The following is a 25,867-nucleotide window of genomic DNA, read 5'->3' as shown; positions in this document are numbered from 1 at the left end:
AGCCTTGGTCCCGGTCCCGGTCGTTGTCCCGATCCCCGTCCTGGACCTGGTCCCCGTCCCCGTCCCCGTCCTGAACCTGGGCCTGGTTCCGGTCCCGGTTCCGGTCGCGTCCGTGTGCCCGCACCGGCTCACGCCCCGCCGTCCCCGCATCGACGTCTGCGTCTTCGGCGGGGCCCGGCGCCCGCTCACCTCGCTCGCGTGCCTCGCGCAGGGCGCGGCGGGCCTCGTCGGCGGGCCGGGGGGTCATGAAGGCCTCCGCAGGGACACCAGATCGGACAGTTCACGGACCGTCAGTTCGGTGAGGGCCGCCTCGCCGGAACCCAGGACGGCATCCGCCAGGGCGCGCTTCGACTGGAGCATCTCGGCGATGCGGTCCTCGACCGTGCCCTCGGTGATGAGCCGGTGGACCTGGACCGGCTGGGTCTGGCCGATGCGGTAGGCGCGGTCGGTCGCCTGCTCCTCCACGGCCGGGTTCCACCAGCGGTCGAAGTGCACGACGTGGCCCGCGCGGGTGAGGTTCAGGCCGGTGCCGGCCGCCTTCAGGGACAGGACGAGGACGGGGGTCGCCCCGCTCTGGAAGCGGTCCACCATGCGCTCGCGCTCCGGGACCGGCGTGCCCCCGTGGAGAAGGTCGACGGGCACCGCGCGGGCGGTCAGATGGGAGGTGATGAGGCGGGCCATTCCGACGTACTGCGTGAAGACGAGGGCCGAACCGTCCTCGGCGAGCAGTGTGTCCAGCAGCTCGTCCAAGAGGGCCAGCTTGCCGGAGCGGGCGGTCAGCCGGTCGGCTCCGCCCGGCGGGTGCTCCTCCTTCAAGAACAGCGCGGGGTGGTCGCAGATCTGCTTCAGCGAGGTCAGGAGCTTGAGCACCAGGCCTCGGCGACCGATGCCCTCGGCGGATTCGATGGCGAGCATCGACTCGCGGACCACCGCTTCGTACAGCGCGGCCTGTTCCCTGGTGAGCGGGACGGGGTGGTCCGTCTCGGTCTTCGGCGGCAGCTCGGGGACGATCCCCGGGTCGGACTTCTTGCGGCGCAGCAGGAACGGGCGGATCAGACCGGCGAGGCGCTCCACAGCCTGCTCGTCCTCGCCGTTCTCCACCGCGCGCGCGTGCCGGGCGCGGAAGGACTTGAGGGGGCCGAGGAGGCCGGGGGTGGTCCAGTCGAGCAGCGCCCACAGCTCGGAGAGGTTGTTCTCCACCGGCGTGCCGGTCAGGGCCACGCGCGCCGGGGACGGGATCGTGCGCAGGGCCTTCGCCGTCGCCGAGTACGGGTTCTTGACGTGCTGTGCCTCGTCCGCGACGACCATGTCCCAGCGCTGCTCGGCCAGTGTCGCCGCGGCGGACCTCATCGTGCCGTACGTGGTGAGGACGAAGCCGTCCGTCAGGCCGTCCAGGGTGCGGTCGGGGCCGTGGAAGCGGCGGACGGGGACGCCGGGCGCGAACCGGGTGATCTCCCGCTGCCAGTTGCCCAGCAGGGAGGCGGGGCAGACCACCAGGGTCGGTCCGGTGCGGGCCCGCTTGAGGTGCAGGGCGATGACGGTGATCGTCTTGCCGAGGCCCATGTCGTCGGCGAGGCAGCCACCGAGGCCGAGGGAGGTCATGAGGTCGAGCCAGGCCAGGCCGCGCAGCTGGTAGTCGCGGAGGGTGGCGTGCAGGCCCGGCGGTGGTTCGGCCGGGTGCACACCGGCTGTGAGGCGGTCGCGCAGGGCGGCCAGCGCGCCGACCGGCACCACGTCGACCGTCTCGCCGTCGGCCTCCGCACTGCCCGTGAGGGCGATGGACAGGGCGTCGACCGGGTCGAGCAGGCCCAGGTCGCGCTTGCGTGCCTTGCGGACGAGGCCCGGGTCGACCAGCACCCACCGGTCGCGCAGCCGGACCACCGGGCGGTGGGCCTCCGCGAGGGTGTCCATCTCGGCCTCGGTGAGCGGGTCGCCGCCGATCGCCAGCTGCCAGCGGAACTGGAGGAGAGCCTCGCTCTCGAAGAAGCCCGTGCCGTCGGTCGCCGAGCCGGGCGCGGGCCGGACCACCGCGGTCGCGGTGAGGTCCTGGGCCAGGTCGCGGGGCCAGTGCAGGGCGACACCGGCGGCGGAGAGCCGGCCGGCCGCCACGCCCAGCAGGTCGACGACCTCCTCCTCGGAGAGGCTGAGGACGTCGGGCACGTCCTGCTCGGTGAGCCGGTCGAGGGGCGGCCAGACCCGCGCCGCGCGCCGCACCGCGAGGGCGGCGTCCACCCGCGCGCGGGAACCGAACGCGGCGTCGGCCGTCCCCGACCACAGGTCCGCCGCGTCGGCCACGAGGGTGGGGTCGGCCAGGCTGTGCACCTGGACGACCGCCGCTCCCGCGCTGCGCGCGCCGCTGTTGCCGTCGCCGTCCCCGTCGAAGAGGTCGTACGCCGACAGATCCAGGCGGAGCGAGATCCGCACGCCCGCGTCCACGCCGGCGGCGACCTCGGCGGCCCAGTCGTGGGCGTCGGGCAGGCGCTGGGCCCCGCGAGCGGCGAAGGGCCGCCCCGAGGCGTGGGGCGCGGCCGGGGTGCGGGGCAGGGTGTCGGCGACCGCGTCCAGGAAGGCGCGTATGAGTGCTTCCGGTTGCGGCAGCAGGATCGGGCCGGGGCCGTCCGACGGAACCGCGTGGCCCTCCGGGGGCATCGCGGCGGCCAGCGCCCGCAGGTGCGCGATGTCGTCGGGGTCCAGCGGGCCGGCCCGCCAGGCGTCGTGGCCGGTCGCCGTCAGACCGGGCAGCAGCCGGCCGCGCGCGGTGAGCCGCAGGGCGTGCAGGGCCGCGGCGCCCCAGCACGCGGTGGCCGGGTGGGCTGCCGGGTCGTGCCGGGCGCGCACCAGCAGGGGCAGCGCCTCGCCGAGCGGGAGCGACAGGGCGGGCGTCGTCCGGCGCCGCGCCCCGGCGCCGTGCCGCCGTACGACGGTGAGCTCCGTGATCCCGGCGGGGCGGGCCGTGCCGTCGGGAGGCGGGACGGCGGCCACGGGCCCGCCCTCGGGGTCCCAGAAGGCGACCCGTGCGTCGCGCGGCAGCGCCGCGGGCAGGAAGACGGCCGCGAGCCGGACGGGGACGGAGGGGTCGGGCCTCTCCGGCCGCCTCACCTCTCCCCGCTGCCCCGCTCGTCCGGCAGCCGTCGTGCCCCTCACAGCCGTGTCGCTCATACGTCCTGTCACCTCCCGCCCGTGTGCCGGATCAGATGTCTTCGACTCTACGGGCGGGGTCTGACAATCGGCCCCGGTGGCCTCCGGGCCCGGCCGTCGCGCGTCCGCGGTCAGGGAACCGTGCGCGAGACGACGTACACCATCGGGTAGTCCGGGTTGTCCATGTTCACGACGACGTCCTGGGTGGGCGCCGGGTCCCGCTGCTCGTTGACGAGGCCCCACCAGGAGCCGGACCCGCCGAACTCCCAGCCGGTGATGCGCTGGGCACGGTCGCTGATGGCGATCTTGTCCCTCTCCAGTGAGTCCCGGTCGACGCCCAGTCCCGCCAGGAAGGCGTCCAGTCCCGCGCCGGTGGTCTCGAACTGGACGTAGAGGCGGCTGGTCTTCCAGTTGTTCGTCTCGTAGTACGCGACCTCTTCGGACGGGACCGGGACGGGCACCTCGTAGATGCGGCGCTGCAGTTTGGACGGCCAGCCCTCGGTCATACCGGTCGCCGCGTACTTCGCCTCCTTCTCCCTGCCGCTGTCGCGGCTCTGGTTGGCGGAGATGACGAGGTAGCCGGCCGGGACGCCGATGAGGAGCACGATGATGAGCAGGGTGAGCGACCGGCGGCGGACCATGTGCCGGTGGTCCTCCGCCGCGGTCCTGGGATCGTCCGGGGGCCCGACCTGGTGGGGCAGGGAATCCGTCACAGCGACTCCCGCGACGTGCGGCGGGCCTCCGCGTACCGCTCGTAGCGCTCGTACCGCTCCACCCGGCGCCGTTTGGCGCGGCGGAACCGGCGGGCGACCAGCCGGGCCAGGTCGGCGGCGCCCACCATGCCGGCCTCGGGGCCGAGCTGGGCGCGGACGATGCGCGCCTCGGGGCGGTAGCCGCGGCCGGTGAGCTGGCGCTTGAAGGCGTCGCGCGCGGGGCCGATCAGCAGGTCGTCGGCGGCGCTGACCCCGCCGCCGATCACGAAGCAGGACGGGTCGAGGGCCGCCGCGAGGTTCGCGATGCCGACGCCGAGCCACTGGCCGATGTCCTGGAGCAGCTCGACGCACATGGCGTCGCCGTCGCGGGCCAGCTCGGTGATCATCGGACCGGTGATGTCGCCGATGCTGCCCTTGACGTGCTCGATGATCCCGTAGGCCACCGGCGAGTCGGCGGCGGCCAGCTCGCGGGCCTCCCTGACCAGGGCGTTGCCGGAGCTGTACTGCTCCCAGCAGCCGCGGTTGCCGCACGGGCAGCGGTGGCCGCCGGGCACGACCTGCATGTGGCCGAACTCTCCGGCGACCCCGTACTTGCCGCGCTTGACCTGGCCGTCCTCCAGGATCGCGCCGCCGATGCCGGTGCCGAGCGTGATCATGACGAGGTGGTCCTCGCCGCGTCCGGCGCCGAAGCGCCACTCGGCCCAGGCGGCGGTGTTGGCGTCGTTGTCCACCAGGACGGGGACGGCGAGGCGTCCGGCGATCCGGTCGCGCAGCGGTTCGTTGCGCCAGGACAGGTGGGGGGCGAACAGGACGCGGTTGCGGTCGGCGTCGACCCAGCCGGCCGCGCCGATGCCGACGGCGTGCACGTCGTGCCGGTCGGAGAGGTCCAGGACCAGCTCGACGATGGTGTCCTCGACGACCTTGGGACTCTTGGACTTGTCCGGGGTCTCCGTGCGGAGCTTCTCCAGGATGTTGCCGTCGGCGTCGACGACGCCCGCCATGACTTTCGTACCGCCGATGTCGATGCCGACCGTCGGCACGCGGGGTGCCGTGAGGTGCGAGCGGCGTTCCCTCGTGCCCACGGTGCGCAGGACCGGGGCGCGGCGGGAGCCGATGGGGGCGGTGAAGTCACGGTAGGTGCTCATCGGGTGCGATTGTGCCGCACGACCCTGCCCAGCGCCGAATGGGACAGGGGGTGGGGTGCGTGGTGCGTCGCCGGGTGCGGGTGCCTCGTGGCCGTTCGCGCCCGTGCGGCGCAGCCGCACCTCACTCAGCCCCGCGCCCCGGAGTCCGCTGCAGCTCATGGCGTAGATCATCGAGCTCGTTCCCGCCTGCCATCTGCCTCGTCAACTCGTCGAGCGTGATCTCGTGCCGCTCGCTGTTGCCCACCATCGCGCCGCGCTTCAGCAGGACGAACCTGTCGCCCACCAGGTACGCGTGGTGCGGGTTGTGGGTGATCAGAACAACACCCAGGCCCCGGTCCCGTGCCGCCGCCACGTACTTCAGGACGACGCCGGACTGCTTCACGCCCAGTGCCGCGGTCGGCTCGTCCAGTACCAGGACCTTCGCGCCGAAGTGCACCGCGCGGGCGATCGCCACGCACTGGCGCTCACCGCCGGAGAGGGTGCCGATGGGCTGGTCGACGTCGCGCAGGTCGATGCCCATGCGGAGGAGTTCCTCGCGGGTGGTGCGGCGCATGTGGTCGACGTCCATGCGCTTGAACGGGGCGACGCCCTTGCGCGGCTCGGAGCCGAGGAAGAAGTTGCGCCAGACCGGCATGAGGGGGACGACGGCCAGGTCCTGGTAGACGGTGGCGATGCCGCGGTCCAGGGCCTCGCGCGGCGAGGCGAGGCGGGTCTCCTCGCCGTCGAGGCTCAGCGTGCCGCCGTCGTGCTGGTGCAGGCCGGCGATGATCTTGATGAGCGTCGACTTGCCGGCGCCGTTGTCGCCCAGCACGCAGGTGATCTCGCCCGCGTGGACCTCCAGGGACACGCCTTCGAGGGCGCGGACGTTGCCGTAGTTCTTGCTGACGCCGGACAGCTCGACGAGCGCCGTACGTGCTCGGGTCCCGGTCACTTGGTGGCCTCCGCGCGCTTGCGGACCCAGGCGTTGAGCAGGGTCGCCAGGAGCAGCATCGCTCCGAGGAAGAACTTGAACCAGTCGGGGTTCCACTCGGCGAAGACGATGCCCTTGCTGGTCATGCCGAAGATGAGGGCGCCGACCGCCGAGCCGACGGCGCTGCCGTAGCCGCCGGTGATCAGACAGCCGCCGATGACGGCCGCGATGATGTAGATCAGCTCGTTGCCGACGCCCTCGCCGGACTGGACGACGTCGTAGGAGAAGAGCAGGTGCTGGCCCGAGATCCAGGCGCCGAACGCCACGCCCATGTAGAGGCCGATCCTGGTCCTGGTGACCGGGACGCCGACCGCGCGGGCGGCGTCCTTGTTGCCGCCGACCGCGAAGACCCAGTTGCCGGCGCGGGTGCGCAGCAGGATCCAGCTGGCGACGGCGACCAGGGCGAGCCACCACAGGATGGTGACCTTGAAGCCGACGCCGCCGACGGTGATCGTGGAGGCGAAGACCTCGCGGGCGGAGTCGAAGCCCTCCATGTCGGCGATCGTCTTGGTGGAGACGGTGCCGTCGATCAGTTTGGTGAAGCCCAGGTTCAGGCCGGTCAGCATGAGGAAGGTGCCCAGCGTGATGATGAAGCTGGGCAGCCTGGTGCGGGTGAGCATGAAGCCGTTGAAGACGCCGATCGCCAGGGTGACCAGCAGGGACACGCCGACGCCGACCCAGACGTTGGCGGTCATCTGGTAGCTGAACATCGACGACACCAGGGCCGACGACGTGACCATGACCCCCGCGGACAGGTCGAACTCGCCGCCGATCATCAGCAGCGCCACCGGGACGGCCATGATGCCGATCGTGGAGGCGGCGTAGAGGACCGTGCTGAGGCTGGAGGCGCGCAGGAAGCTGTCGGCGAAGAACGCGAAGAAGACGAAGACGGCGATCGCGCCGACGACGGAGCCGAGTTCTGGGCGGCCCAGCAGTTTCCGCAGCGGGGAAGACTGCAGAATCCTTTCGTCAGACCGGGCTTCCGCGGCGGCGCTCATCGAGTGCCCCGCTTCGTGTAGTCGGCCAGCTCGGCGGCGTCGTCCTTGGTGACGATCTGCGGTCCGGTGAGCACCGGCCGGCCGCCGCCGAGGACGTCGGCGTTGTACTTGTACAGCCACAGCAGGTCGACCGCCTCGTAGCCCTGGAGGTAGGGCTGCTGGTCGACGGCGAAGCCTAGGGTGCCGTCCTCCAGGCCGGCGGCCACCTTGGCGTTGAGGTCGAAGGTGTCGATCTCGGCCTTGCTGCCCGCGCCCTGCTTGGCCTTCACGGCGGTGTCGGCGTAGGGGGCGCCGAGGGTGACCACGGCGTCGACGGCCTTGTCGGTCTGGAGCTTGGCCTCGATGGCGGACTGCACGTCCGGCATGCTGGTGCCGTTGACGTAGAGCCGCTCGACCGTGCCGTCGAAGGTCTTCTCCACACCCTCGCAGCGCTGCTCGTGACCGACGTTGCCCTGCTCGTGCAGCACGCAGACCGCCTGCTCGCGCCCGCGCTCGTTGAGTTCCTCGCCGACCGCCTCACCGGCGATGGTCTCGTCCTGGCCGACGTGGGTGAGGGCGCCGAACTCCTTGGACTCCCGCGAGCCGGAGTTCACGGTGATCACGGGGATGCCCGCCTTCTGCGCACGGGCCAGGGCGGACTTCATGGCGGCGGGCTTGGCGAGGGTGACGATGATCCCGTCGACCTTCTTGTCGATGGCCGTGTTCACGAGCTCCGCCTGCTGCTGGGCCTCGTCGTCCTGGGAGTACAGGAAGTTGATGTTGTCCTTCACCGCGGCCTGCTCGGCGCCGCTCTGGACGATGTCCCAGAACGAGTCGCCGTCACCCGAGTGAGTGATCATCGCGAAGGTCCAGCGGGGCGTGTTCACCGCCGCCTTCCCCTGGGCCGACGCGGCCTTGCGGGCGTCCTCGGCGCGCTTGCCGCCCGTACTGCTGCAGCCGGCCAGGGACACCGACAGTGCCCCTGCCAGCGCTATGCCTACCCAGGTCCGAAACCGTGCCACGAGGCCGTGCCCTTCTTGCTGTGCCGTGCTGTGCGTGCCGGAGTCCGCGGAACCCGGCCGGGTTCTCGAAACCCCAAACGCCCCATTGTCCGACATGGGAAACGATCACTCGGAGCCGGGGAGCAGGCGTCGGTCACATTGTCCGGACATGACCGCGGACTCGCACGACGAGCGGCAGACGGGCGGACTGCGGCGTACGGGCGGCGCGCGGTGCGGCGTACGGGCGGGCGGCGCGGCATACGGCGGTCGAACGGCGCGGCGTACCGGACGGCGCACCGCGCGCCGCTGCGCCACACCGCCGGTCGGCCCGGGTCAGGACCGTACGAGGAGCTGGAACTCGAAGGAGTAGCGGGACGGCCGGTAGGTGTGCGTGCCGAACTCGACCGCGCGTCCCGTGTCGTCGAACGTCGTGCGTTCCATGGTGAGCAGGGGGGCGCCCTCGTCCTCGCCGAGCCGCTCGGCCTCGCCGGCGGTGGCGGCCCGGGCGCCGATGGACTGGCGGGCACTGTGCAGGGTGATCCCGGCGGCGCGCATCAGCCGGTACAGGCCGGTGGCCTCCAGCTGCGCGGTGTCCAGGTCGAAGAGACCGGGCGGCAGGTAGTTGCACAGGTACGCCATCGGCTCCCCGTGCGTCAGCCGCAGCCGCTCCACCCGGTGCACGTCGCTCCCCTCCGCGACGCCGAGCGCGGCGGCGACCTCGGCGGTCGCGGGGACGACGGTGTTGACCAGGACCTTCGTGGCCGGGCGCTGCCCCGCCGCCTCCAGGTCGTCGTAGAGACTGCTGAGCTCGAGCGGGCGCTTGACCTTGCTGTGCACGACCTGGGTGCCGACGCCCCGGCGGCGCACGAGCAGGCCCTTGTCGACGAGCGACTGGATGGCCTGGCGGACGGTGGGCCGGGACAGACCGAGCCGCGCGGCGAGCTCGATCTCGTTGCCCAGCAGGCTGCCCGGGGTCAGCGCGCCGTGCTCGATCGCCGCCTCCAGCTGCTGCGACAGCTGGAAGTACAGCGGCACGGGGCTGCTGCGATCCACGCTGAGGTCCAGCGGCACGGTCGGATCCACTTCTGGTTTCGGCACGGGCCGAGCGTAGCTCCGTGCGGTGGTGACGGGAAGTTGTGTAGTTCGATTGTCCGGACATACACATTGACAGTGCGCGGGCCGTGCGCCCACTTTGATTCCATGCGCATCGGGGTCATCGGGACGGGCCGCATCGGCACCGTTCACGCCAACACGCTCAGCCGCCATCGCGATGTCGGGTCCCTGATCCTCACGGACGCCGACCTCGCGCGGGCGCAGGACCTGGCCCACCGGCTGGGCGAGACGGCGGCACCAGGAGTGGACGAGATCTTCCAGTGGGGCGTGGACGCCGTGGTCATCACCACGGCGACGCCGGCCCACGCCGAACTGATCGGCCGGGCGGCACGCTCGGGGCTGCCGGTGTTCTGCGAGAAGCCCATCGCGCTGGACCTGCCGCGCACGCTGCAGGCGATCGCCGAGGTGGAGGCCGCCGGGACGATTCTCCAGATGGGGTTCCAGCGCCGCTTCGACGCCGGCTACACGGGGGCCCGCGAGGCGGTACGGTCCGGGCGGCTCGGCCGGCTGCACACCGTCCGGGCCGTGACCAGTGACCAGGCGCCGCCGCCGGCCGCGTATCTGCCGCAGTCCGGCGGACTCTACCGGGACACACTCGTCCACGACTTCGACATCCTGCGCTGGGTGACCGGCCGGGAGGTCACCGACGTGTACGCCGCCGGCTCCGACGCCGGGCCGCCGGTGTTCCGCGCGGCGGACGACGTGGACACCGGCGCGGCGCTCCTCACGCTGGACGACGGCACGCTGGCCACGGTGACGGCGACGCGGCTGAACGGCGCGGGGTACGACGTGCGCATGGAGCTGGCCGGGGAGCTGGACCAGATCGTCGTCGGCCTGGACGACCGTACGCCGATCGCCTCGACGGAGCCGACCGGGCCGCCGGCCGCGGACAAACCGTGGACCGGCTTCGTGGAGCGGTTCGGGCCCGCCTACGCGGCGGAGCTGGCCGCGTTCGTCGAGGTCGTGCGCGGCGAGCGGGCCAACCCGTGCGACGGGCGCGAGGCGTTGCAGGCCCTGCGGATCGCCGAGGCCTGCGAGATCTCCCGGCGCGAGCGCAGACCGGTGCGGCCGGCGGAGGTTCCGGAGGCCGCCGCGTCCGTGGCGGGGTGAGGCCTCGCTCTGCTGGGCTGCGTCGATGTTCCAGGTCCGTTCCCCGGTCGGTCTGTTCTTCCCCGGGCGGCGGCCGGGCAGGTCGTGCCGCCGCCCGGGGAGGGATCAGCGGCCGGTCGAGCCGTCGATCAGTTCGCGGAGGATGTCCGCGTGGCCCGCGTGACGGCCGGTCTCCTCGATCATGTGGGTGAGTGCCCAGCGGACGCTGGGTGCGGGGCGGTCCAGCTGGGGTCGAGGGACCGGTGCGCCGAGATCGGTGCACCGGTCGAGCACGTGGTTCGCGCGCTCGACCGCGTCCCGGTAGCGGGCCACGACCTCGGCCGCGCTGTCCGTCGGCGCGGCCCGGAAGGTCGCCTTCCAGTCGGTGACCTCGTCCCCGAGGAACATCGAGCGCTCGACGAAGACCAGATGGTTGAGCAGGCCGAGCAGGTTCGTGCCCGACGGCACCGCGGCCGTACGCACCCGCGGTTCGGGAGCGCCGTCGACCTTCGCGGCGATCGAGGTCCGAAGGTAGTCGAGGAATCCGCGCAGGACCTCGGTCTCGCTGTTCGTGGTCCGGGGCGGTGGGGTGTCGCGGCGGCGTTCGCGGCGCGTGGTGCTGGTCACAGGGGGCTCCTTGCCTTCGGAGGGGCTGGTCTCGCCCGGTCAGGCAGTGCGGCGGATGAGGAGGACGTGGTCGGTGACCTCGGCGGTCTGCCCGTCCGGGCCGGTCGCGATCCGGTGGGGGGTGTCGGCGCGCTCGACCGTCCATGTGGCCGGGTCCAGATTGATGCCCGCGGCGACTTCCCGGGGGCTGGGGTACCGGATGTCGGGGTCCTGGTTCCACGACCACGGCGCGGCCGAGCCGTGGTCGACGACCAGGAGTCGCCCGCCTGCGCGCAGTGCGTGCGCGGCCGAGCGCAGGACGGTTGCCCGGTCCAGGTCGAAGGGGGTGTGCAGGTAGTGGGCGCAGATCAGGTCGAATCCGCCCGGGGGGAAGGACTCGTGCACGTCGTGCCGCACGGCGGTGACGCGGTCGCCGAGGCCGTGTGAGGAAGCGAGGGCGGCGAGCCGTTCCACCGCCACGGACGAGATGTCGACGGCGGTGACGTGCCACTTTTGGCCGGCGAGCCACAATGCGTCGCCGCCGTCGCCGCACCCGAGGTCCAGTGCGTCACCGGGCGGCAGGCCCGTCATCGTCTCGGTCAGGCGAGCGTTCGGCTGCGGCCGGTCGGCTTCCGGTCGCGCGGCGTAGACACCGTCCCAGAATTCGGTCGCATCGGTGGTGTTCATCAGGACTCCCTTGTGCCGGTGAGCGCTCAGTCTCGCCGGGCGCCCACCACGTGGCACGGAATCTTGCGGTTACGGCAAGGTGGCCCAGGGATCATCCTCATGACGACGACGTGCTCGCCGCGGTGGGGCCGCGGCTCCGCGCACTGCGTCGTGACCGCGGCATCCCCCTTGCCCACCTCGAGGCGACGACCGGCGCGTGGGAGAGCGCTCTGTCCCGGCTGGAGGGCGGGCAGCGCCGGCCCGGCCTGGAATTGCTGCTGCCGCTGTCCCGTGTCCATGACGTTCCGCCGGACGGGGCGAGCCGTGCGATCAGCCCCGGGGGCGGCAGTCGGCGACGCTCCGGGAACGCCGGGGTGATTTGCGCCGGCCCGCCTCTGTTCACGGTCGACAGATCCGTGCGGCGCCGGCCGCCGCGACCGCCGTACGCACGGCAGCGCCGACCGAAGGCGCGGCGCCGCGGACCCTCGGCCCGCGGAGCGACGGGGGACGGGGGACGGGGGCTTCGGTCGGAGGTGGGCTCGCCCCGCGGCTGATGCGCGTGGGGGGTCCGCGGGGCGAGCGTCGGGGGCGTGAAGGAACCACCGGGAGGCATCGGCTTCTTCACCCTGGTGCAGGGCGCGGCGGGTCCGGTGCACCAGTTCACCGACCGGGACCGGGGACTGGTGCACCGGGTCGGCTTCGCGGACGGCTGCGAGATCTACGCGGGTGTGGCCCTCGTCGGGCCGGCCCTCGCGCTGTTCGCCGCCGCCGCGAGCCGGGGACCCGGGTGGTGAGCCGGGGTACCGCCTCCGGTGCCGCGGCCCTCAGCAGCCGTGGTCGACGAGGTCGAACGAGGAGTAGTGGTCGGCCGTGTAGTAGTCCTCCCGGTAGTCCTCACCGGTGACGATGCGGCGGGCGCCACGCGTGTCGGAGCCGGGCGTGATCACCGTGTACTCGTGGTAGTAGCCGGTGGACCGGCTGGGCAGGATGCCCTCCCGGTTCTGGAAGACGGTCCCGTCCTGTTCGAACGGGTAGGGGCCGCCCTGCTCGATCAGGTCGAGCGTGTCGTGCGCCTGGGAGGGCAGGTCGCTGTAGCAGATGTCACCGACGGCCGTGGTGGCGGCGCCCGCCGTGGTGGCGGAGACGGTGCCGCCCACGAGGAGGGCGGACAGGACTGCGGCTGCCGCGCCGAGCCGGGCGGCGCGTGGGGGGAATCGCATGACCTCATGATGACGCGCGTAGATAGTGGCATGTCAATGACAAGTCGTGGAGTTTTCCGGGAAGTCCTATGTGTTTTCGGCGAGTTCACCCACCGCCGCCCGGGGTCCGTCCGCCCGGGCGGCGGGGCCGCCGCCCGGGTGCGGTCACGCGCTCTCCGGCAGCTCGTACGTCCCGTACTCGGGGCGTCCGGCCAGGTCGTACGACTGGATGGAGACACCCGCGGCCGTCACGCGCCCGTCCGTGTGCCGGAAGGCCGTCGGCAGGGCGCCCTCCGTGAAGAGGCGGCGCCCGGCGCCGAGCACCACGGGAAAGGTCAGCAGGTGCACCGTGTCGACGAGGTCGAGCGCCAGCAGCGACCTCGCGAGGGCTCCGCTGCCGTGCACCTGGAGTTCTCCGTCGGTGCGCTCCTTCAGCCCGGTGACCTCCTCGGCGAGGTCACCGCCGAGCACGGTCGTACCCGCCCAGCCGGGGTCGGTGAGGGTGGCGGAGGCGACGTACTTCGGCAGACCGTTCAGCTTGGCCGCGACGGGGTCGGCCGGGTCGGTGATCTTCGGCCAGTAGGAGGCGAAGATCTCGTACGTGCGACGGCCGAGGAGGAACGCGCCGACGCGGCCGAACACCTCGTTGACGAACCGGCCGAAGTCCTCGTCGCCGTACGGGACGCTCCAGCCGCCCTGGCCGAAGCCGTCGCGGGTGTCCTCCTGCGGTCCGCCGGGGGCCTGGTAGACGCCGTCGAGGGTGAGGAAGGTGGTGAGTACGAGCTTGCCCATGACGGGTGCCTGCTTTCCGGTGCCGTGGGTTGTGTGGTCACCGGTTCAGACTCCCCCGGCCTCGGCGAATCATCGGTCAGGTCGACGTCCGTTCGCCGCCAGCGTGTGCGGGGCGGGCCCGCTGGGATGGGCCCATGAACACGAACACGGGATCACTCACTCACTCCTGGGCGCCGCTGACCGGCCGGACGGCCCTGGTGACGGGCGGCAGCCGCGGCATCGGTGCGGCGACCGCGCTGCGGCTGGCGCGAGAGGGCGCTGACGTGGCCCTCACCTACGTCAACGGCAAGGACGCGGCCGAGGACGTCGTACGGGCCGTCGAGGCACTGGGGCGCCGGGCGGTGGCTCTGCGGGCGGACTCCGCCGACGCGGACGAGGCGGCGGGGGCGGTGGAGCGCGCGGCACGGGCGCTCGGCGGCGGCCTCGACGTGCTGGTCAACAACGTGGGCCTGGGCCTGCTCGGCCCGCTCGACGCCCTGTCGCTCGCCGATGTCGACCGGCTGCTGGCCGTGAACGTCCGCGGGGTCTTCCTCACCTCGCAGGCGGCCGCGTCCCGCATGGCCGAGGGCGGCCGGATCATCACCGTCGGCACCTGCATGACGCAGCGGGTGCCGGGTCCGGGCGGAACGCTGTACGCGATGAGCAAGTCGGCGCTGGTCGGGCTGACCAAGGCCCTGGCCAGGGAACTCGGTCCGCGGGGGATCACGGCGAACATCGTCCACCCGGGGCCGATCGACACCGACATGAACCCGGCGGGCGGTCCCTACGCGGACGCGCAGGCGGCCATGACCGCGCTGGGCCGCTTCGGCACCGCGGACGAGGTCGCGTCGGCGGTGGCGTACCTGGCGGGCGCCTCGTACGTCACCGGCGCGGAGTTCGCGGTGGACGGCGGACACGCGGCGTAGGCGGTACGCCTCAGTGGGCGGAACGCCTGACTGGGCGGAACGCCTGACTGGGCGCTACGCCTGACTGGGCGCTACGCCTGGTCAGGCGGCAGCCCCGCATCGAGGGGCGGCATGCGCGCGGGGCGCACCGGTGCTGTCCGGCCGGTGCGCCCCGCGGGTCGGTGAGCGGCGGGTCAGCCGCCGAACTCCTGGTGACGGGCGGCCAGGTGGCCGGCGCCGTCCTCGGTCAGGGAGCCGAACAGACGCAGGCGGGAGATGCCGCCGTCGGGGAAGATGTCCACGCGCGCGTGGGTACCGACGGCCGCCTCGGGCAGGACGAAGCGGTGGTTGGTGTCGGGCTGCATGCGGGTGCGCGGCAGGACCTCGCGCCACTCGCCGGACTCGCCGTCCTTCACGGACACCGAGGCCCAGCCCGCCGAGTTGCCCTTCAGGTAGGCCGTGTCGATCTCGATCGCGCGGACCTGGACGCGGTCCACCAGGCGGTAGCTGATCCAGTCGTTGCCCCGGTCGCGGCGGCGCCGGGTCTCCCAGCCGTCGTCCATCTTGCGGGAGCGGCCCGGCTGGATGGTGTTGGTGGCCGGCGAGTAGAAGAGGTTGGAGGCGTCCTCGACCTGGCCGCCGTTCTCCAGCGCCACCACGTCGAAGGTGCCGAGGGCCGCGAGCCACGCCGGGTCCGGGAGGACCTCGCCGTACACGCGCAGGCGGGCGATGCCCCCGTCGGGGTGCTGCTTGAGGCGGAGGTGGGTGAAGCGCTGCTCGGCCGAGACGGCGAAGCCGTTGGCCGCGTGGCCGCCGACCGCCGTGCGCGGGACGAGGGTCGTCCACTTCACGTCGTCGGCGAGCAGTTCCTCGGGCGACGGGGAACCCGCGACCGAGGTGCCCTCGACGGAGACCGCCTGCGGGTAGTTGCCGCGGAAGTGGGCGGTGTCGACGACGATGCCGCGTATCACGCCAGGGGCGCCGAGGCGGATCAGCGCCCAGTCGTGGTCGTCCTCGGTGGGCCAGGGCTGGTCGGCCGCGGCGCCGCGGCGCCGGCGGGTCTCCCAGCCGTCCATGACCTTGCCCTTGTGCCCGAAGTGCTCGGGGTCGAACTCGGCGGGCTCGGGCACCAGCAGGTTCTCTCGCTGGGCGAAGAACTCGTCGTTGGCGGCGACGACACCCGCGCCGAGCTGCCGGTCGGCAAGGTTGGCGTACTGGGTGAAGGGGAGGTCGGCGGTGCGGTAGTCGGCGTACGGGTCGCCGCCTCCGTAGGGGTTAGCGTCGCCGGTGAAGCTGGCCAACGAGGTGTTCTGCTGGGCCGTCACGGTGATCAGGTGTTCCTTCCGGGTCGTTCGGGATGATCTGGATTCAGGAGGTCCGGACGTGTCAGGGCCGGGTGAGGAGCTGTCCCTTCGGCTCGGTGAACGCGCCGTCCGCCACGACGCGCTGTCCGCGCAGCCAGGTGGACTTCACGACGCCGTACAGGGTCTTGCCCGCGTACGCGGTGACGCGGTTGCGGTGCTGGAGGGCGGCCGGGTCGACGGTGAACGTCTCGTCGGGGGCGAGGACCGCGAAGTCGGCGTCGTGTCCGGCCGCGATGGCGCCCTTGTGCCCGTCGAGGCCGACCTGGCGGGCCGTGTTCGCGGACATCCAGCGCACGATGTCCTCCAGGCCGAGGCCGCGCCCGCGGGCCGCGGTCCACATGGCCGGCAGGCTGAGCTGGAGGCCGGCGATGCCGCCCCAGGCGGTGGCGAAGTCGTCGGTCTTCAGGTCGGCGGTGGACGGCGAGTGGTCGGTGACCACGCAGTCGATGGTGCCGTCGACGAGCGCCTGCCACAGCAGGTCCTGGTTGGCGGCCTCCCGGATGGGCGGGCAGCACTTGAACTCGCTGGCGCCGTCCGGCACTTCCTCGGCGGTGAGGGTGAGGTAGTGCGGGCAGGTCTCGACCGTCACGTTCACGCCGTCGGCGCGGGCCTCGGCTATCAGCGGCAGGGCGTCGCTGGAGGAGAGGTGCAGGACGTGCACGCGGGCGTTGAACCGCTTGGCCTGCGCGAGGAGGCCCGCGATCGCGGTGTCCTCGGCGTCGCGCGGGCGGCTGGCGAGGAAGTGCGCGTACTTCGGGCCGCCCTGCTGCGGGGCGGCGGCCAGGTGGTGCGGGTCCTCGGCGTGCACGATCAGCAGGCCGTCGAAGGCGGCGATCTCCGCGAGCGACCGGGCGAGCTGCTCCTGGTCGAGGTGCGGGAACTCGTCCACGCCCGACGGCGACAGGAACGCCTTGAAGCCGAAGACCCCGGCCTCGTGCAGCGGGCGCAGGTCCTTGACGTTGTCGGGCAGGGCTCCGCCCCAGAAGCCGACGTCGATGTGCGCCTTGTCGGCGGCGACCTCGCGCTTGGTGCGCAGGTTGTCGACGGTGGTGGTCGGCGGGATGGAGTTGAGCGGCATGTCGACGAGGGTGGTGATGCCGCCGGCCGCCGCGGCGCGGGTGGCGGTCCAGAAGCCCTCCCACTCGGTGCGGCCGGGGTCGTTCACGTGCACGTGGGTGTCGACCAGGCCGGGCAGGACGACGTGGTCTCCGACGTCCTCCAGGCGGGCGCCGGCCGGTACGGGGGCGTCGTACGGCAGAACGGCCGCGATCTTGCCCCCGGTCACCGCGATCGACGCGGCGCGTGTCCCCTCGGGAGTGATGACGCGCGTCGAGCGCAGTACCAGTTCAGCCTCGGACACCCGAACCCCTCTCTCTGCCGCCGATTTCAACGTTCTGTTGAAGGAGTCTTCATTCCCCGTTCTGCGACGTCAAGGGGCGCCCTTTGCGCGGACATGCCCGACGGCACCCCTCTAGACGTTTCCACAAAGCGGAATTAGAATTCCAGCAAGCAGAACGTAGCTATGTACAAGCCGGTAGTCAACCGGCCGCCGGGTACGCTTCTTTCCTCCCGCCAGCCTCGAAAGGAACGTGCCGTGCCGACGTCCAGCGCCAGCACCACCGACTCCGCCAGGTCCGCCACAGGTGGCGTCCAGTCCCTGGAGCGCGCCTTCGACCTGCTCGAACGGATGGCGGACGCGGGCGGCGAGGTCGGCCTGAGCGAGCTCTCCGCGAGCAGCGGACTGCCGCTGCCGACCATCCACCGCCTGATGCGCACCCTCGTGGCCTGCGGATACGTACGCCAGCAGCCCAACCGGCGCTACGCGCTCGGCCCCCGTCTGATCCGGCTCGGGGAGTCCGCCTCCCGGCTGCTCGGCACCTGGGCCCGCCCGCACCTGGCCCGCCTGGTCGAGGAGACCGGCGAGACGGCGAACATGGCGCTGCTCGACGGGGACGAGATCGTGTACGTCGCGCAGGTGCCGTCCAAGCACTCGATGCGCATGTTCACCGAGGTGGGCCGGCGCGTCCTGCCGCACTCCACGGGCGTCGGCAAGGCACTGCTCGCGAACTTCCCGGCGGAGGAGGTGCGGGCCCTGCTGGGGCGGACCGGCATGCCGGCCGCGACCGAGAAGACGATCACCACGCCGGACGGCTTCATCGCGGCGCTGGAGGAGGTGCGGCGCCAGGGGTACGCGATCGACGACAACGAGCAGGAGATCGGCGTCCGCTGCCTGGCCGTCTCCGTGCCGGACTCCCCCACCGCGGCCGCCATCTCGATCTCCGGCCCGGCCGGCCGGGTCACGGAGGCCGCGACCGACCGGATGGTGCCGCTGCTCCAGCAGGTGGCGGCGGAACTGTCGGAGACCCTGCTCGCCTCGAACGGCAGTCCGGCCTCCTGACGCGCGCCGCGAACGGACCACCCCCGGCCTCCTGAGGCCGGGGGCTGCGGGCGTCGCGCGCCGACCCGCGCCGGCGGCGCGTCAGCGCCTCAGCGGCGCGGCGGGGCGCCGAAGAGTTCCACCGCGTGACGGACGTCCGTCAGCCCGGGCGACAGGGCGCTGACGGAGCCGATCGCGCCCGCTATCAGCAGCAGGGAGCGGTGCAGCCGCGGCACCTCGGGGACACCGTGGTCCGTCATCGCGGCGAGGCCGGCCAGTTCGTCCTCGGCGACGGCCCGGTCCGGGAAGTCGGTGGGCAGCAGGGCGAGTTGGCGGCGCAACCGGGACACCGCGGTCCGCAGTGCGGTCACCCTCACGTCCTCGTCGCCGACGGTCACGTGTCTCTGCCCCAAGCTCCGCAACACAGCCCCTCCCCCTCGCACCCCGTTGTGCGCCCCTCCGCGGTGAACGTGCCGCGCCCCTGCGGCGTCGGCCGACACCGGGGACGCGGGCCAGTAAACGCCACCCCGCACCGCACGCGCCACCGCGCGGGCCGAAATTCAGCCTCCGGAAACCCTGCGCACGCCTGAGCGTGCGGCGGGCGGTCGGGTATGCAGGACGCATGACGGACAACGAAGACCAGGTAGCGGGGCTGCTGCTGGCCGCCGGGGGCGGGCGGCGGCTCGGCGGACGCCCCAAGGCGCTGCTCGAACACCGGGGACATCCGCTCGTCGAACACGCGGTCGCCGCGTTGCGTGCGGCCGGTTGCGCCCATGTGCACGTCGTCCTGGGAGCACGGGCGGAGGACGTACGGGCGCGGGCGACGCTCGAAGGGTGCGTTCTCGTGGACAACCCGGACTGGGAGGACGGCATGGGGTCGTCGCTGCGCGCCGGGCTCGCCTCGCTGGCGGGTACGGGGGCGGGGGCGGCGCTGGTCTCACTGGTGGACCAGCCCGGCATCGGCGCGGAGGCGATGGCGAGGGTGCGCGCCGGGTACCGGGACGGGACGTCACTCGTCTCGGCGGCGTACGCGGGCGTGCGCGGGCATCCGGTCCTCCTCGGCGCCGCCCACTGGGCGGGTGTCGCCGCGACCGCGAGCGGGGACCGGGGGGCACGCGCCTACCTGAGGGCGCACGAGGCGGAGATCGCGCTCGTGGAGTGCGGGGACGTGGCGCGGCCCTACGACATCGACACCGAGGCCGACCTGGTCCACCTTGAGTGAGGGAGATGGCACCGAGCGCCACTGTCCCTCGACTCGGAGAATCTCGATATCAACAAACCATTGAAGTTCCACGATGAGGAAACTACTATCCACTGACCAGAAGCACCCGGCCGCACAACGGGTGCGCTTCGCCCCATACGCGCCCGTTGGCACCCGGTGCCACCGCTGAAGGAAGTGACAGCTCATGTCCGCACCAGCGCCGTCCCCGCTGGCCATCGTCGACGCCGAGCCCCTGCCCCGGCAGGAGGAGGTCCTCACCGATGCGGCGCTCGCCTTCGTGGCCGAGCTGCACCGGCGGTTCACGCCCCGGCGTGACGAGCTCCTCGCCCGCCGTGCGGAGCGCCGCGCCGAGATCGCCCGCACCTCCACGCTCGACTTCCTCCCGGAGACGGCCGCGATCCGCGCGGACGACTCCTGGAAGGTGGCCCCCGCTCCGGACGCGCTCCAGGACCGCCGGGTCGAGATCACCGGCCCCACCGACCGCAAGATGACCATCAACGCCCTCAACTCGGGCGCGAAGGTCTGGCTCGCGGACTTCGAGGACGCCTCCGCCCCGACCTGGGAGAACGTCGTCCTCGGCCAGCTCAACCTGGCCTCCGCCTACACCCGCACCATCGACTTCACGGACGAGCGCACCGGCAAGTCCTACGCCCTGCGCCCGGACGCCGAACTGGCGACGGTCGTCATGCGCCCCCGCGGCTGGCACCTCGACGAGCGCCACCTCCAGGTCGACGGCCGCCCGGTCCCCGGCGCCCTGGTCGACTTCGGCCTGTACTTCTTCCACAACGCCCAGCGCCTGCTGGACCTCGGCAAGGGCCCGTACTTCTACCTCCCGAAGACGGAGTCGCACCTGGAGGCCCGCCTCTGGAACGAGGTCTTCGTCTTCGCGCAGGACTACGTCGGCATCCCGCAGGGCACCGTCCGCGCCACCGTCCTGATCGAGACGATCACGGCCGCGTACGAGATGGAGGAGATCCTCTACGAGCTGCGCGACCACGCCTCCGGCCTGAACGCGGGCCGCTGGGACTACCTCTTCTCCATCGTCAAGAACTTCCGTGACGGCGGCGAGAAGTTCGTCCTCCCGGACCGCAACGCGGTGACGATGACCGCCCCGTTCATGCGCGCGTACACCGAACTCCTCGTCCGCACCTGCCACAAGCGCGGCGCGCACGCGATCGGCGGCATGGCGGCGTTCATCCCGTCCCGCCGGGACGCCGAGGTCAACAAGGTCGCCTTCGAGAAGGTCCGCGCCGACAAGGACCGCGAGGCCGGCGACGGCTTCGACGGCTCCTGGGTCGCCCACCCCGACCTGGTGCCGATCGCCATGGAGTCCTTCGACAAGGTGCTCGGCGACAAGCCGAACCAGAAGGACCGCCTCCGCGAGGACGTCGACGTCAAGGCGGCCGACCTGATCGCCATCGACTCCCTGGACGCCAAGCCGACGTACGCGGGCCTGGTCAACGCCGTGCAGGTCGGCATCCGCTACATCGAGGCCTGGCTGCGCGGCCTCGGCGCCGTCGCCATCTTCAACCTGATGGAGGACGCGGCCACCGCCGAGATCTCCCGCTCGCAGATCTGGCAGTGGATCAACGCGGAGGTCGTCCTCGACAACGGCGAGCAGGTCACCGCCGAGCTGGCCCGCAAGGTCGCCGCCGAGGAGCTGGCGAACATCCGCGCCGAGATCGGCGACGAGGCGTTCGCGGCCGGCAACTGGCAGCAGGCCCACGACCTGCTGCTGACCGTCTCCCTCGACGAGGACTACGCCGACTTCCTGACCCTGCCGGCGTACGAGCAGCTGAAGGGCTGACGCCCGGTTCGCTCCCGCGTCCGTCCGCGCCCCCGGTACCGCACGGCACCGGGGGCGCGGACGTGTGTCGGCCCGGCGGACGTGTGTCAGCCCAGGTGCACGGACCAGTCCTGCTCGGCGGGCGGCTTGCCGTGCAGGTCGGGGACCCGCTTGAGCCAGTCGGGACGGCCGCGCTCGGTACGTGCCGCCCGGGCGGCGTTCTCGGCGGCGAGTTCCTCACGGGTCGGGAAGTCGGTGGGCAGCCACTCCCGCGAGGCCCGCACGCGCGCGTCCAGATAGCCGACGTAGGCGGCGCGGACCGCGTCCGGCGTGTCGAAGCCGGCCTCGCAGGTCAGCCAGGCCTCCGGCACCCGCGCCACCACGTCGCACAGCAGCTTCCGAGTCACCTTCGGCGCCAGCTCGGCGTCGGCGGCCCGGACGTCGGGCGTGGAGTGGCCGAGGGCGTGGTGGCGGAAGTCGTACGACTTCTCGGGCGGTGACGCACCCCAGCGGTGGTGGAAGACGAGGGCCGCCCCGTGGTCGATCAGCCACAGGCGCGGCACCGCGACGCCGGAGGTGGGCCAGACCATCAGGTTGGAGCTGTGCACCGTCCGGTCGACGTTCACGGTGAGGGCGTCCAGCCAGACGACGCGCCCGGCCTCCTCGGAGCCGACGGGGAACATGTCCGCGACGTCGGGCGTGAAGTCGGCGCCGCGAGACAGGTAGTCCATACCGAGGTTGAGTCCCGCGCTGGCGTCCAGCAGGTCCCGCACCTCCTGGTGGGGTTCGTCGGCGGCGAGCGCCGGGTCGAAGTGGGCGAGCACCAGCTCCGGCACCCGCAGCCCCAGCTCACGCGCCAGCTCCCCGACGATCACCTCGGCGACCAGCGCCTTGCGGCCCTGCGCGGAGCCGGTGAACTTCACGACGTAGGTGCCGAGGTCGTCGGCCTCGACGACACCGGGGACGGAGCCGCCGGTGCGCAGGGGCTCGACGTAGCGGGTCACTACGACCTTTTTCAACACTTCCCAGGCCACCCATCTCTTCAACCTTATAATCCACGGATCACTTTTCCGGGGCGGGCAGGCAGGAACCATCGGTCCCCTCCGTTGCCCACGATCCCCGCAGGGTAGGCGACCAGTTTGGACGAATGAGGACTGCCCGTAAGCAAGCCTGCGACGAAGACCACCGGGGCCGGACGCTGTCCGCTGTGCTGCGTGTGCACCGGCCGAAGGACCGACGTTCCCTGCGGCGCCGTCCACGTCCGGTGCCCGCTGTGCCGCCTCCCCTACTGGCCGCGGCGCTCCGGGAGCGTCTATCACGTCCTGCCCGGCATGCTGGAGCGTGGCAGAGGAACGATCCTGGTCAGCAGCGGGGCGGGGTCGGGGCCGGTGATCGCCCCGCAGGTGGCGAACGTCCAGATCGCCACCGGTGGGATGCGCAACCGGGTCCTCAACCTGCACGCGGCGCTCTCCGGTACCGGCGTCTACGCCGCGCACGTGGCGATCGCCGCCTTCATCGGCCAGGGGGGCCACGACTCCCAGCCGCAGACGATCGCCGACGCCTACTGGCGGCTGCACACCGGGCGGACCGAACCCGAGCTGGTCATCCGGGATCTGCCGGACGACTACCTGGACCGGGGACTGGCCGACAAGTTCGTCGAGCCCTGAGGCGGCCGGAGCGGTGACAGGGGGCCGGGCCGTGGGCGTTCCCGCCGACAGGCGCCGGTCTGCTGTCCGGCGCAGACGTGTTCACGGCCCCGCGGCCCGGGAGATCGCCAGACTCGCCCTGCGCAGCGCCGTCACGGCCGCGGTACGGGGCCCGCCCTCATCGGGTGCGACCAACGACAACGCGCCCAGTGCGTCGCCGCGGCGGTTCAGGATCGGGGCGGCGACGGTCGACATGGCGGTGGGCCCGGAGCGCAGTGGGTTGGACACCGTCACGGCACAGACGCCGTCCGTGCGGACGGTGGCCAGGAGCCGGCGGACACAGGCCGCGTCGTCCGCGCCGGCCAGCGCTTCCTTCCGTATGCGCCCGGGGGCGTGCGCCAGCAGGGCGATGCCGATGCCGGTCCCGGTGAGGGGAAGGCGTCCGCCGACCCGGTACTTGACCGCCGCCGCGCCCCGTGCGGACAGCCGCTCCACCAGAACGGCCTCGTCACCGTCGCGCACGGCGAGGAGGATGTGCTGGCCGGTGACCCGGTGCAGGTCCTGCATGAACGGCAACGCGGCGGCGCGCAGTCCATGGCCGCGGGGTGCCAGCGAGGCGATCTCGAGCAGTTGCAGACCGACGACGAAGTCGCCGTTGTCGAGGCGTTCGAGGGCTCCCACCTCCATCAGCTGAGCCGCGATCCGGGACGTGGTGCTCTTCGGAAGGCCCGCCCGGGCCGCGAGTGTGTGGAGTGCCAGGCCCTCGCCCGCCTCGGTGAAGGCACCCAGGACCCGGAAGGCCCGCTCCAGGACCGGCTCGCCGCGCAACGGCCTGCCCGAGCGCGGGACTTGTACCGGTGTTCCACTCATCGGAATCGTCGGTGCGCGTCGTCTGCCACGGTTCGAATAATAGCTCTGTGACGTGCCCACCCGGTGAGGGCGGGCACCGGCTCTGATCACCGGCGCCGGGCCGCGGGAAGCGCCGTCCGCCCGTAACGACGGGCAGCACAGACCGAGGAGATTACAATGGTGAACAGCCCCGCGCTGCGCGACGTCCACGTCCCTCACGCCTACCCCGAACAGCAGGTCGATCTCGGCGAGATCACCATGAACTATGCCGAGGCCGGTGACCCGGACCGGCCCGCCGTGCTGCTGATCCCCGAGCAGACGGGATCCTGGTGGTCGTACGAGGAGGCGATGGGCCTCCTCTCGGAGCACTTCCACGTCTACGCCGTCGACCTGCGGGGCCAGGGGCGCAGCAGTTGGACCCCGAAGCGGTACAGCCTCGACAACTTCGGCAACGACCTGGTCCGGTTCATCACCCTGGTGGTGAAGCGGCCCGTCGTCGTCGCGGGCAATTCCTCCGGCGGCGTCCTCGCGGCGTGGCTGTCGGCGTACTCCATGCCCGGTCAGCTCCGCGGCGTCCTGTGCGAGGACCCGCCGTTCTTCGCGTCCGAGCTCGTCCCCGCACACGGTCACTCGGTCCGGCAGGGGGCAGGCCCGGTCTTCGAGCTGTTCCGCACGTATCTCGGCGACCAGTGGAGTGTGGGTGACTGGGAGGAGTTCTGCCGCGCGGCCGGCGCCTCGGCGTCGCCGATGGCGCGGTCCTTCGTGGCGGACGCGATCCCGCAGCACCTGAAGGAGTACGACCCGGAATGGGCCCGGGCCTTCTACGAGGGGACCGTCGGGCTGAACTGCCCGCACGAGCGCATGCTGGGCCGGGTCAACACGCCGGTGCTCCTCACGCACCACATGCGCGGCACCGACCAGGAGACCGGAAACCTGCTCGGGGCACTCTCCGACGAACAGGCCGCACAGGCCCGGCGGTTGATGGAAGCGGCAGGGGTGAAGGTCGACTACGAGTCGGTGCCGGACGCGTCACACATGATGCACCAGTCCGACCCGGCACGGTACGCCGAGATCTTCACACGGTGGGCGGCCGCACTGGCCCCGTGACCGGGCGCCGCGCGGGCACGCGCGGTCGGGCCTCGAGCGCCGGAGCTCCACGGCCGGCCGGTGGGCGGGTGCGTGTGACCGAGCGGCCCGCCGCTCTGCCGGGGTCTCAGGCCCGCAGCCAGGAGGTGGCGGGTCACTTCGTCACCAGCCCGCAGGTGAACTCCGCCGTCTCCAGGAGCCGGCGCGTCAGCCGGACTCCGGTGACGTGGTGCGCCAAGGCGAACTGGCCGGGGTGAGGCTCTTCACCTCGTCCTCGTCCGCGTCCGGGTCTTCCATCGGCCCGAATCCCACCTTGCGCATGACGTGGAGCAGGTCATCAGGGTGGCTGCCTCCACGGCAGTACTCGATCGTCCACTCGCGCAGCGCGCTCAGCCCGGTCACCGCCGGGCCGGCGGTGACCCGCAGAGCCTTCAGCTCCCCCAGGAGTTCCTCCGGGGGGACAGTCTGCACGTCTTCGGGGCTGTCGAGCGCGTCCTCCCCCAACGGTGCTCCGGTGATCCGGCTCAACACCAGGTACGGCGGTCCGGCCGTACCCTGGGCGCAGACCCGCTTCCTCACGTACGCGGCCAACGGCTGACGCCGCCGCACAGCGGAGTGCCCCGTCCCGGAGTCCCCTCTCCGGGGCGGGGCACTCCGCTTACGGCGTTCATGCGGCGTTCGACGGTGCCGGGCCGGCGGCAGAGGGCGTACCGCTGCCGTCCAGGCACATCAGGGACATGACCACCGGTGCCTGGATGCCTTGCGCCGACTTGACGGGAAGGCCGGCCGTGACCGTCCAGTTGCCCTTCGTGAGGGTGAGCGTCCGGCTGCCCATGTCCGGGCCGGTCTGCCAGCCGTACTCGGAACGGGCCCGCGCGAAGGCCGACTTCAGTGCGGCGTCCACCGTCTCCGGAGCATGCCGTCCCGAGAGCCGTTCGAGGCATCTCCCCAGGCCGCCCGAGGGCTCCCTCTCCACCACGACGCCCTCCGCCGCCAGTGCCGACCGCATCTCCGACACCGCCGTGTCCGCGGACAGGGGCGGGCCCGAGTAGCGCGGGGGCAGCGGGCCGAGGTCCGGGGGCGCGCAGGCCGTCGCCGTCAGCAGTGCCGCTGTGACGAGGCACGCCAGGGCCGTGCCCCTCTGTCGCCGTCGCATGTCGTTGTCCGCGTCCTCTCCCCCGCCGAGCCACTGACCATTGTGCCTTCGGCCGGTCCTGACGGGTCGTCGGCCCCCGGGCAGGCCG

27 protein-coding genes and 2 pseudogenes are annotated in these 25,867 nt (G+C 72.3%); 9 read left to right on the top strand and 20 right to left on the bottom strand.

The annotated features are described in order from the left end of the window. Positions 1 to 243 precede the first annotated feature (243 nt). The 7 genes from ACP4IX_RS28365 to ACP4IX_RS28335 form a co-directional block, all read right to left on the bottom strand. A complete protein-coding gene (locus ACP4IX_RS28365; RefSeq protein WP_426557312.1) occupies positions 244 to 3,159 on the bottom strand; it encodes an SNF2-related protein in 2,916 nt (971 codons plus the stop codon). Between the two features lie 110 nt (positions 3,160 to 3,269). Next, positions 3,270 to 3,851 (bottom strand): sugar kinase, encoded by a 582-nt coding sequence (locus ACP4IX_RS28360; RefSeq protein WP_426557310.1) that lies wholly within the window; start codon positions 3,849 to 3,851, stop codon positions 3,270 to 3,272. Continuing rightward, positions 3,848 to 4,996: an ROK family glucokinase gene (locus tag ACP4IX_RS28355; RefSeq protein ID WP_100044432.1), complete on the bottom strand. Its 1,149-nt coding sequence runs from the start codon at positions 4,994 to 4,996 to the stop codon at positions 3,848 to 3,850. Before ACP4IX_RS28355 ends, ACP4IX_RS28360 begins: the two co-directional genes overlap by 4 nt. A gap of 121 nt (positions 4,997 to 5,117) precedes the next feature. Continuing rightward, positions 5,118 to 5,927 (bottom strand): ATP-binding cassette domain-containing protein, encoded by an 810-nt coding sequence (locus ACP4IX_RS28350; RefSeq protein ID WP_426522857.1) that lies wholly within the window; start codon positions 5,925 to 5,927, stop codon positions 5,118 to 5,120. Next, positions 5,924 to 6,964, bottom strand: coding sequence for an ABC transporter permease (locus ACP4IX_RS28345; RefSeq protein ID WP_426557308.1), 1,041 nt, complete (start codon positions 6,962 to 6,964; stop codon positions 5,924 to 5,926). The genes ACP4IX_RS28350 and ACP4IX_RS28345 overlap by 4 nt, the downstream gene beginning before the upstream one ends. After that, positions 6,961 to 7,965 (bottom strand): sugar ABC transporter substrate-binding protein, encoded by a 1,005-nt coding sequence (locus ACP4IX_RS28340; RefSeq protein WP_426522855.1) that lies wholly within the window; start codon positions 7,963 to 7,965, stop codon positions 6,961 to 6,963. The genes ACP4IX_RS28345 and ACP4IX_RS28340 overlap by 4 nt, the downstream gene beginning before the upstream one ends. 312 nt (positions 7,966 to 8,277) lie before the next feature. After that, positions 8,278 to 9,015, bottom strand: a complete 738-nt coding sequence (locus tag ACP4IX_RS28335; RefSeq protein ID WP_426522870.1) for a myo-inositol degradation transcriptional regulator — start codon at positions 9,013 to 9,015, stop codon at positions 8,278 to 8,280. A gap of 129 nt (positions 9,016 to 9,144) precedes the next feature. Here ACP4IX_RS28335 and ACP4IX_RS28330 point away from each other — a divergent pair, with 129 nt between their 5' ends. Continuing rightward, the gene (locus ACP4IX_RS28330; RefSeq protein ID WP_426522854.1) at positions 9,145 to 10,167 is read left to right on the top strand and encodes a Gfo/Idh/MocA family protein; all 1,023 of its coding nucleotides are present in this window, start codon (positions 9,145 to 9,147) and stop codon (positions 10,165 to 10,167) included. Between the two features lie 105 nt (positions 10,168 to 10,272). Here the strand turns inward: ACP4IX_RS28330 and ACP4IX_RS28325 are convergent, their stop codons facing one another. Continuing rightward, positions 10,273 to 10,773: a DinB family protein gene (locus ACP4IX_RS28325; RefSeq protein ID WP_426557306.1), complete on the bottom strand. Its 501-nt coding sequence runs from the start codon at positions 10,771 to 10,773 to the stop codon at positions 10,273 to 10,275. A gap of 39 nt (positions 10,774 to 10,812) precedes the next feature. Continuing rightward, positions 10,813 to 11,439, bottom strand: a complete 627-nt coding sequence (locus ACP4IX_RS28320; protein ID WP_426557304.1) for an SAM-dependent methyltransferase — start codon at positions 11,437 to 11,439, stop codon at positions 10,813 to 10,815. Between the two features lie 110 nt (positions 11,440 to 11,549). Between ACP4IX_RS28320 and ACP4IX_RS28315 the strand changes: the two are divergent. Both ACP4IX_RS28315 and ACP4IX_RS28310 read left to right on the top strand, forming a co-directional pair. Then, positions 11,550 to 11,756 (top strand): annotated as a pseudogene (locus ACP4IX_RS28315) (helix-turn-helix domain-containing protein); the annotation flags it as partial. Positions 11,757 to 12,008: 252 nt separating this feature from the next. Then, complete coding sequence (locus ACP4IX_RS28310; protein WP_426557302.1) at positions 12,009 to 12,212, top strand: hypothetical protein; 204 nt, start codon at positions 12,009 to 12,011, stop codon at positions 12,210 to 12,212. A 30-nt stretch (positions 12,213 to 12,242) separates the two neighbouring features. Here the strand turns inward: ACP4IX_RS28310 and ACP4IX_RS28305 are convergent, their stop codons facing one another. Together ACP4IX_RS28305 and ACP4IX_RS28300 are read right to left on the bottom strand one after the other, a co-directional pair. Further along, the gene (locus ACP4IX_RS28305) at positions 12,243 to 12,638 is read right to left on the bottom strand and encodes a ribonuclease domain-containing protein (protein WP_426522850.1); all 396 of its coding nucleotides are present in this window, start codon (positions 12,636 to 12,638) and stop codon (positions 12,243 to 12,245) included. A 144-nt stretch (positions 12,639 to 12,782) separates the two neighbouring features. After that, positions 12,783 to 13,409, bottom strand: coding sequence for a dihydrofolate reductase family protein (locus tag ACP4IX_RS28300; RefSeq protein ID WP_426522849.1), 627 nt, complete (start codon positions 13,407 to 13,409; stop codon positions 12,783 to 12,785). 134 nt (positions 13,410 to 13,543) lie between these two features. On the opposite strand from ACP4IX_RS28300, the gene ACP4IX_RS28295 reads away from it, so the two are divergent. Further along, a complete protein-coding gene (locus tag ACP4IX_RS28295) occupies positions 13,544 to 14,314 on the top strand; it encodes an SDR family oxidoreductase (RefSeq protein WP_426557300.1) in 771 nt (256 codons plus the stop codon). A 173-nt stretch (positions 14,315 to 14,487) separates the two neighbouring features. Here ACP4IX_RS28295 and alc read toward each other — a convergent pair whose 3' ends face one another. Both alc and allB read right to left on the bottom strand, forming a co-directional pair. Then, positions 14,488 to 15,618: an allantoicase gene (gene alc / locus ACP4IX_RS28290; RefSeq protein ID WP_426522847.1), complete on the bottom strand. Its 1,131-nt coding sequence runs from the start codon at positions 15,616 to 15,618 to the stop codon at positions 14,488 to 14,490. 61 nt (positions 15,619 to 15,679) lie between these two features. Beyond that, the gene (gene allB / locus ACP4IX_RS28285; RefSeq protein ID WP_426522846.1) at positions 15,680 to 17,017 is read right to left on the bottom strand and encodes an allantoinase AllB; all 1,338 of its coding nucleotides are present in this window, start codon (positions 17,015 to 17,017) and stop codon (positions 15,680 to 15,682) included. 234 nt (positions 17,018 to 17,251) lie between these two features. Between allB and allR the strand changes: the two genes are divergently transcribed. Beyond that, positions 17,252 to 18,055 carry an allantoin degradation transcriptional regulator AllR gene (allR, locus tag ACP4IX_RS28280; RefSeq protein ID WP_426522845.1) on the top strand — a complete coding sequence of 268 codons (804 nt, stop codon included), beginning with the start codon at positions 17,252 to 17,254 and terminating at the stop codon, positions 18,053 to 18,055. An 89-nt stretch (positions 18,056 to 18,144) separates the two neighbouring features. Here allR and ACP4IX_RS28275 read toward each other — a convergent pair whose 3' ends face one another. Beyond that, positions 18,145 to 18,459, bottom strand: a complete 315-nt coding sequence (locus tag ACP4IX_RS28275; RefSeq protein WP_426522844.1) for a DUF5955 family protein — start codon at positions 18,457 to 18,459, stop codon at positions 18,145 to 18,147. A 197-nt stretch (positions 18,460 to 18,656) separates the two neighbouring features. On the opposite strand from ACP4IX_RS28275, the gene ACP4IX_RS28270 reads away from it, so the two are divergent. Beyond that, positions 18,657 to 19,256, top strand: a complete 600-nt coding sequence (locus ACP4IX_RS28270; protein WP_426557298.1) for a nucleotidyltransferase family protein — start codon at positions 18,657 to 18,659, stop codon at positions 19,254 to 19,256. A gap of 184 nt (positions 19,257 to 19,440) precedes the next feature. After that, positions 19,441 to 21,063 carry a malate synthase A gene (gene aceB, locus ACP4IX_RS28265; protein ID WP_426522842.1) on the top strand — a complete coding sequence of 541 codons (1,623 nt, stop codon included), beginning with the start codon at positions 19,441 to 19,443 and terminating at the stop codon, positions 21,061 to 21,063. Positions 21,064 to 21,149: 86 nt separating this feature from the next. On the opposite strand, the gene ACP4IX_RS28260 is transcribed toward aceB, so the two are convergent. Beyond that, positions 21,150 to 22,064: a HipA family kinase gene (locus ACP4IX_RS28260; protein WP_426557324.1), complete on the bottom strand. Its 915-nt coding sequence runs from the start codon at positions 22,062 to 22,064 to the stop codon at positions 21,150 to 21,152. A gap of 309 nt (positions 22,065 to 22,373) precedes the next feature. On the opposite strand from ACP4IX_RS28260, the gene ACP4IX_RS28255 reads away from it, so the two are divergent. Next, positions 22,374 to 22,709 (top strand): hypothetical protein, encoded by a 336-nt coding sequence (locus ACP4IX_RS28255; RefSeq protein ID WP_426557296.1) that lies wholly within the window; start codon positions 22,374 to 22,376, stop codon positions 22,707 to 22,709. Between the two features lie 81 nt (positions 22,710 to 22,790). Here the strand turns inward: ACP4IX_RS28255 and ACP4IX_RS28250 are convergent, their stop codons facing one another. Next, a complete protein-coding gene (locus ACP4IX_RS28250; protein WP_426557294.1) occupies positions 22,791 to 23,558 on the bottom strand; it encodes an IclR family transcriptional regulator in 768 nt (255 codons plus the stop codon). A gap of 156 nt (positions 23,559 to 23,714) precedes the next feature. Here ACP4IX_RS28250 and ACP4IX_RS28245 point away from each other — a divergent pair, with 156 nt between their 5' ends. Continuing rightward, positions 23,715 to 24,644, top strand: a complete 930-nt coding sequence (locus tag ACP4IX_RS28245) for an alpha/beta fold hydrolase (protein ID WP_398136212.1) — start codon at positions 23,715 to 23,717, stop codon at positions 24,642 to 24,644. A 133-nt stretch (positions 24,645 to 24,777) separates the two neighbouring features. On the opposite strand, the gene ACP4IX_RS28240 is transcribed toward ACP4IX_RS28245, so the two are convergent. The 4 genes and pseudogenes from ACP4IX_RS28240 to ACP4IX_RS28225 all read right to left on the bottom strand — a co-directional run bounded on the left by ACP4IX_RS28240 (position 24,778) and on the right by ACP4IX_RS28225 (position 25,779). Then, on the bottom strand, positions 24,778 to 24,861 hold the full coding sequence (locus tag ACP4IX_RS28240) for a DUF6461 domain-containing protein (RefSeq protein ID WP_426522869.1): 84 nt from the start codon (positions 24,859 to 24,861) through the stop codon (positions 24,778 to 24,780). Continuing rightward, the gene (locus tag ACP4IX_RS28235; protein ID WP_426522872.1) at positions 24,831 to 25,094 is read right to left on the bottom strand and encodes a hypothetical protein; all 264 of its coding nucleotides are present in this window, start codon (positions 25,092 to 25,094) and stop codon (positions 24,831 to 24,833) included. The genes ACP4IX_RS28240 and ACP4IX_RS28235 overlap by 31 nt, the downstream gene beginning before the upstream one ends. Next, positions 25,083 to 25,184: pseudogene (locus tag ACP4IX_RS28230) on the bottom strand (viomycin phosphotransferase); the annotation flags it as partial. The pseudogene ACP4IX_RS28230 and the gene ACP4IX_RS28235, both read right to left, overlap by 12 nt. 106 nt (positions 25,185 to 25,290) lie before the next feature. Beyond that, complete coding sequence (locus tag ACP4IX_RS28225) at positions 25,291 to 25,779, bottom strand: hypothetical protein (RefSeq protein WP_426557292.1); 489 nt, start codon at positions 25,777 to 25,779, stop codon at positions 25,291 to 25,293. Positions 25,780 to 25,867: the final 88 nt, after the last annotated feature.

Origin of the sequence: Streptomyces sp. WG5 (assembly GCF_049974565.1) — a bacterium.
Taxonomy (GTDB): domain Bacteria; phylum Actinomycetota; class Actinomycetes; order Streptomycetales; family Streptomycetaceae; genus Streptomyces.
This window is presented reverse-complemented; position numbering and strand designations above follow the sequence as displayed.

Coding starts and splice junctions, on each gene's coding strand:
- ACP4IX_RS28320 (WP_426557304.1), bottom strand. CDS start 11,439: ATGAACACCACCGATGCGACCGAATTCTGGGACGGTGTCTACGCCGCG.
- ACP4IX_RS28225 (WP_426557292.1), bottom strand. CDS start 25,779: ATGCGACGGCGACAGAGGGGCACGGCCCTGGCGTGCCTCGTCACAGCG.
- ACP4IX_RS28355 (WP_100044432.1), bottom strand. CDS start 4,996: ATGAGCACCTACCGTGACTTCACCGCCCCCATCGGCTCCCGCCGCGCC.
- aceB (WP_426522842.1), top strand. CDS start 19,441: ATGTCCGCACCAGCGCCGTCCCCGCTGGCCATCGTCGACGCCGAGCCC.
- ACP4IX_RS28305 (WP_426522850.1), bottom strand. CDS start 12,638: ATGCGATTCCCCCCACGCGCCGCCCGGCTCGGCGCGGCAGCCGCAGTC.
- ACP4IX_RS28270 (WP_426557298.1), top strand. CDS start 18,657: ATGACGGACAACGAAGACCAGGTAGCGGGGCTGCTGCTGGCCGCCGGG.
- ACP4IX_RS28330 (WP_426522854.1), top strand. CDS start 9,145: ATGCGCATCGGGGTCATCGGGACGGGCCGCATCGGCACCGTTCACGCC.
- ACP4IX_RS28295 (WP_426557300.1), top strand. CDS start 13,544: ATGAACACGAACACGGGATCACTCACTCACTCCTGGGCGCCGCTGACC.
- ACP4IX_RS28365 (WP_426557312.1), bottom strand. CDS start 3,159: ATGAGCGACACGGCTGTGAGGGGCACGACGGCTGCCGGACGAGCGGGG.
- ACP4IX_RS28255 (WP_426557296.1), top strand. CDS start 22,374: ATGCTGGAGCGTGGCAGAGGAACGATCCTGGTCAGCAGCGGGGCGGGG.
- ACP4IX_RS28245 (WP_398136212.1), top strand. CDS start 23,715: ATGGTGAACAGCCCCGCGCTGCGCGACGTCCACGTCCCTCACGCCTAC.
- ACP4IX_RS28250 (WP_426557294.1), bottom strand. CDS start 23,558: ATGAGTGGAACACCGGTACAAGTCCCGCGCTCGGGCAGGCCGTTGCGC.
- ACP4IX_RS28300 (WP_426522849.1), bottom strand. CDS start 13,409: ATGGGCAAGCTCGTACTCACCACCTTCCTCACCCTCGACGGCGTCTAC.
- ACP4IX_RS28345 (WP_426557308.1), bottom strand. CDS start 6,964: ATGAGCGCCGCCGCGGAAGCCCGGTCTGACGAAAGGATTCTGCAGTCT.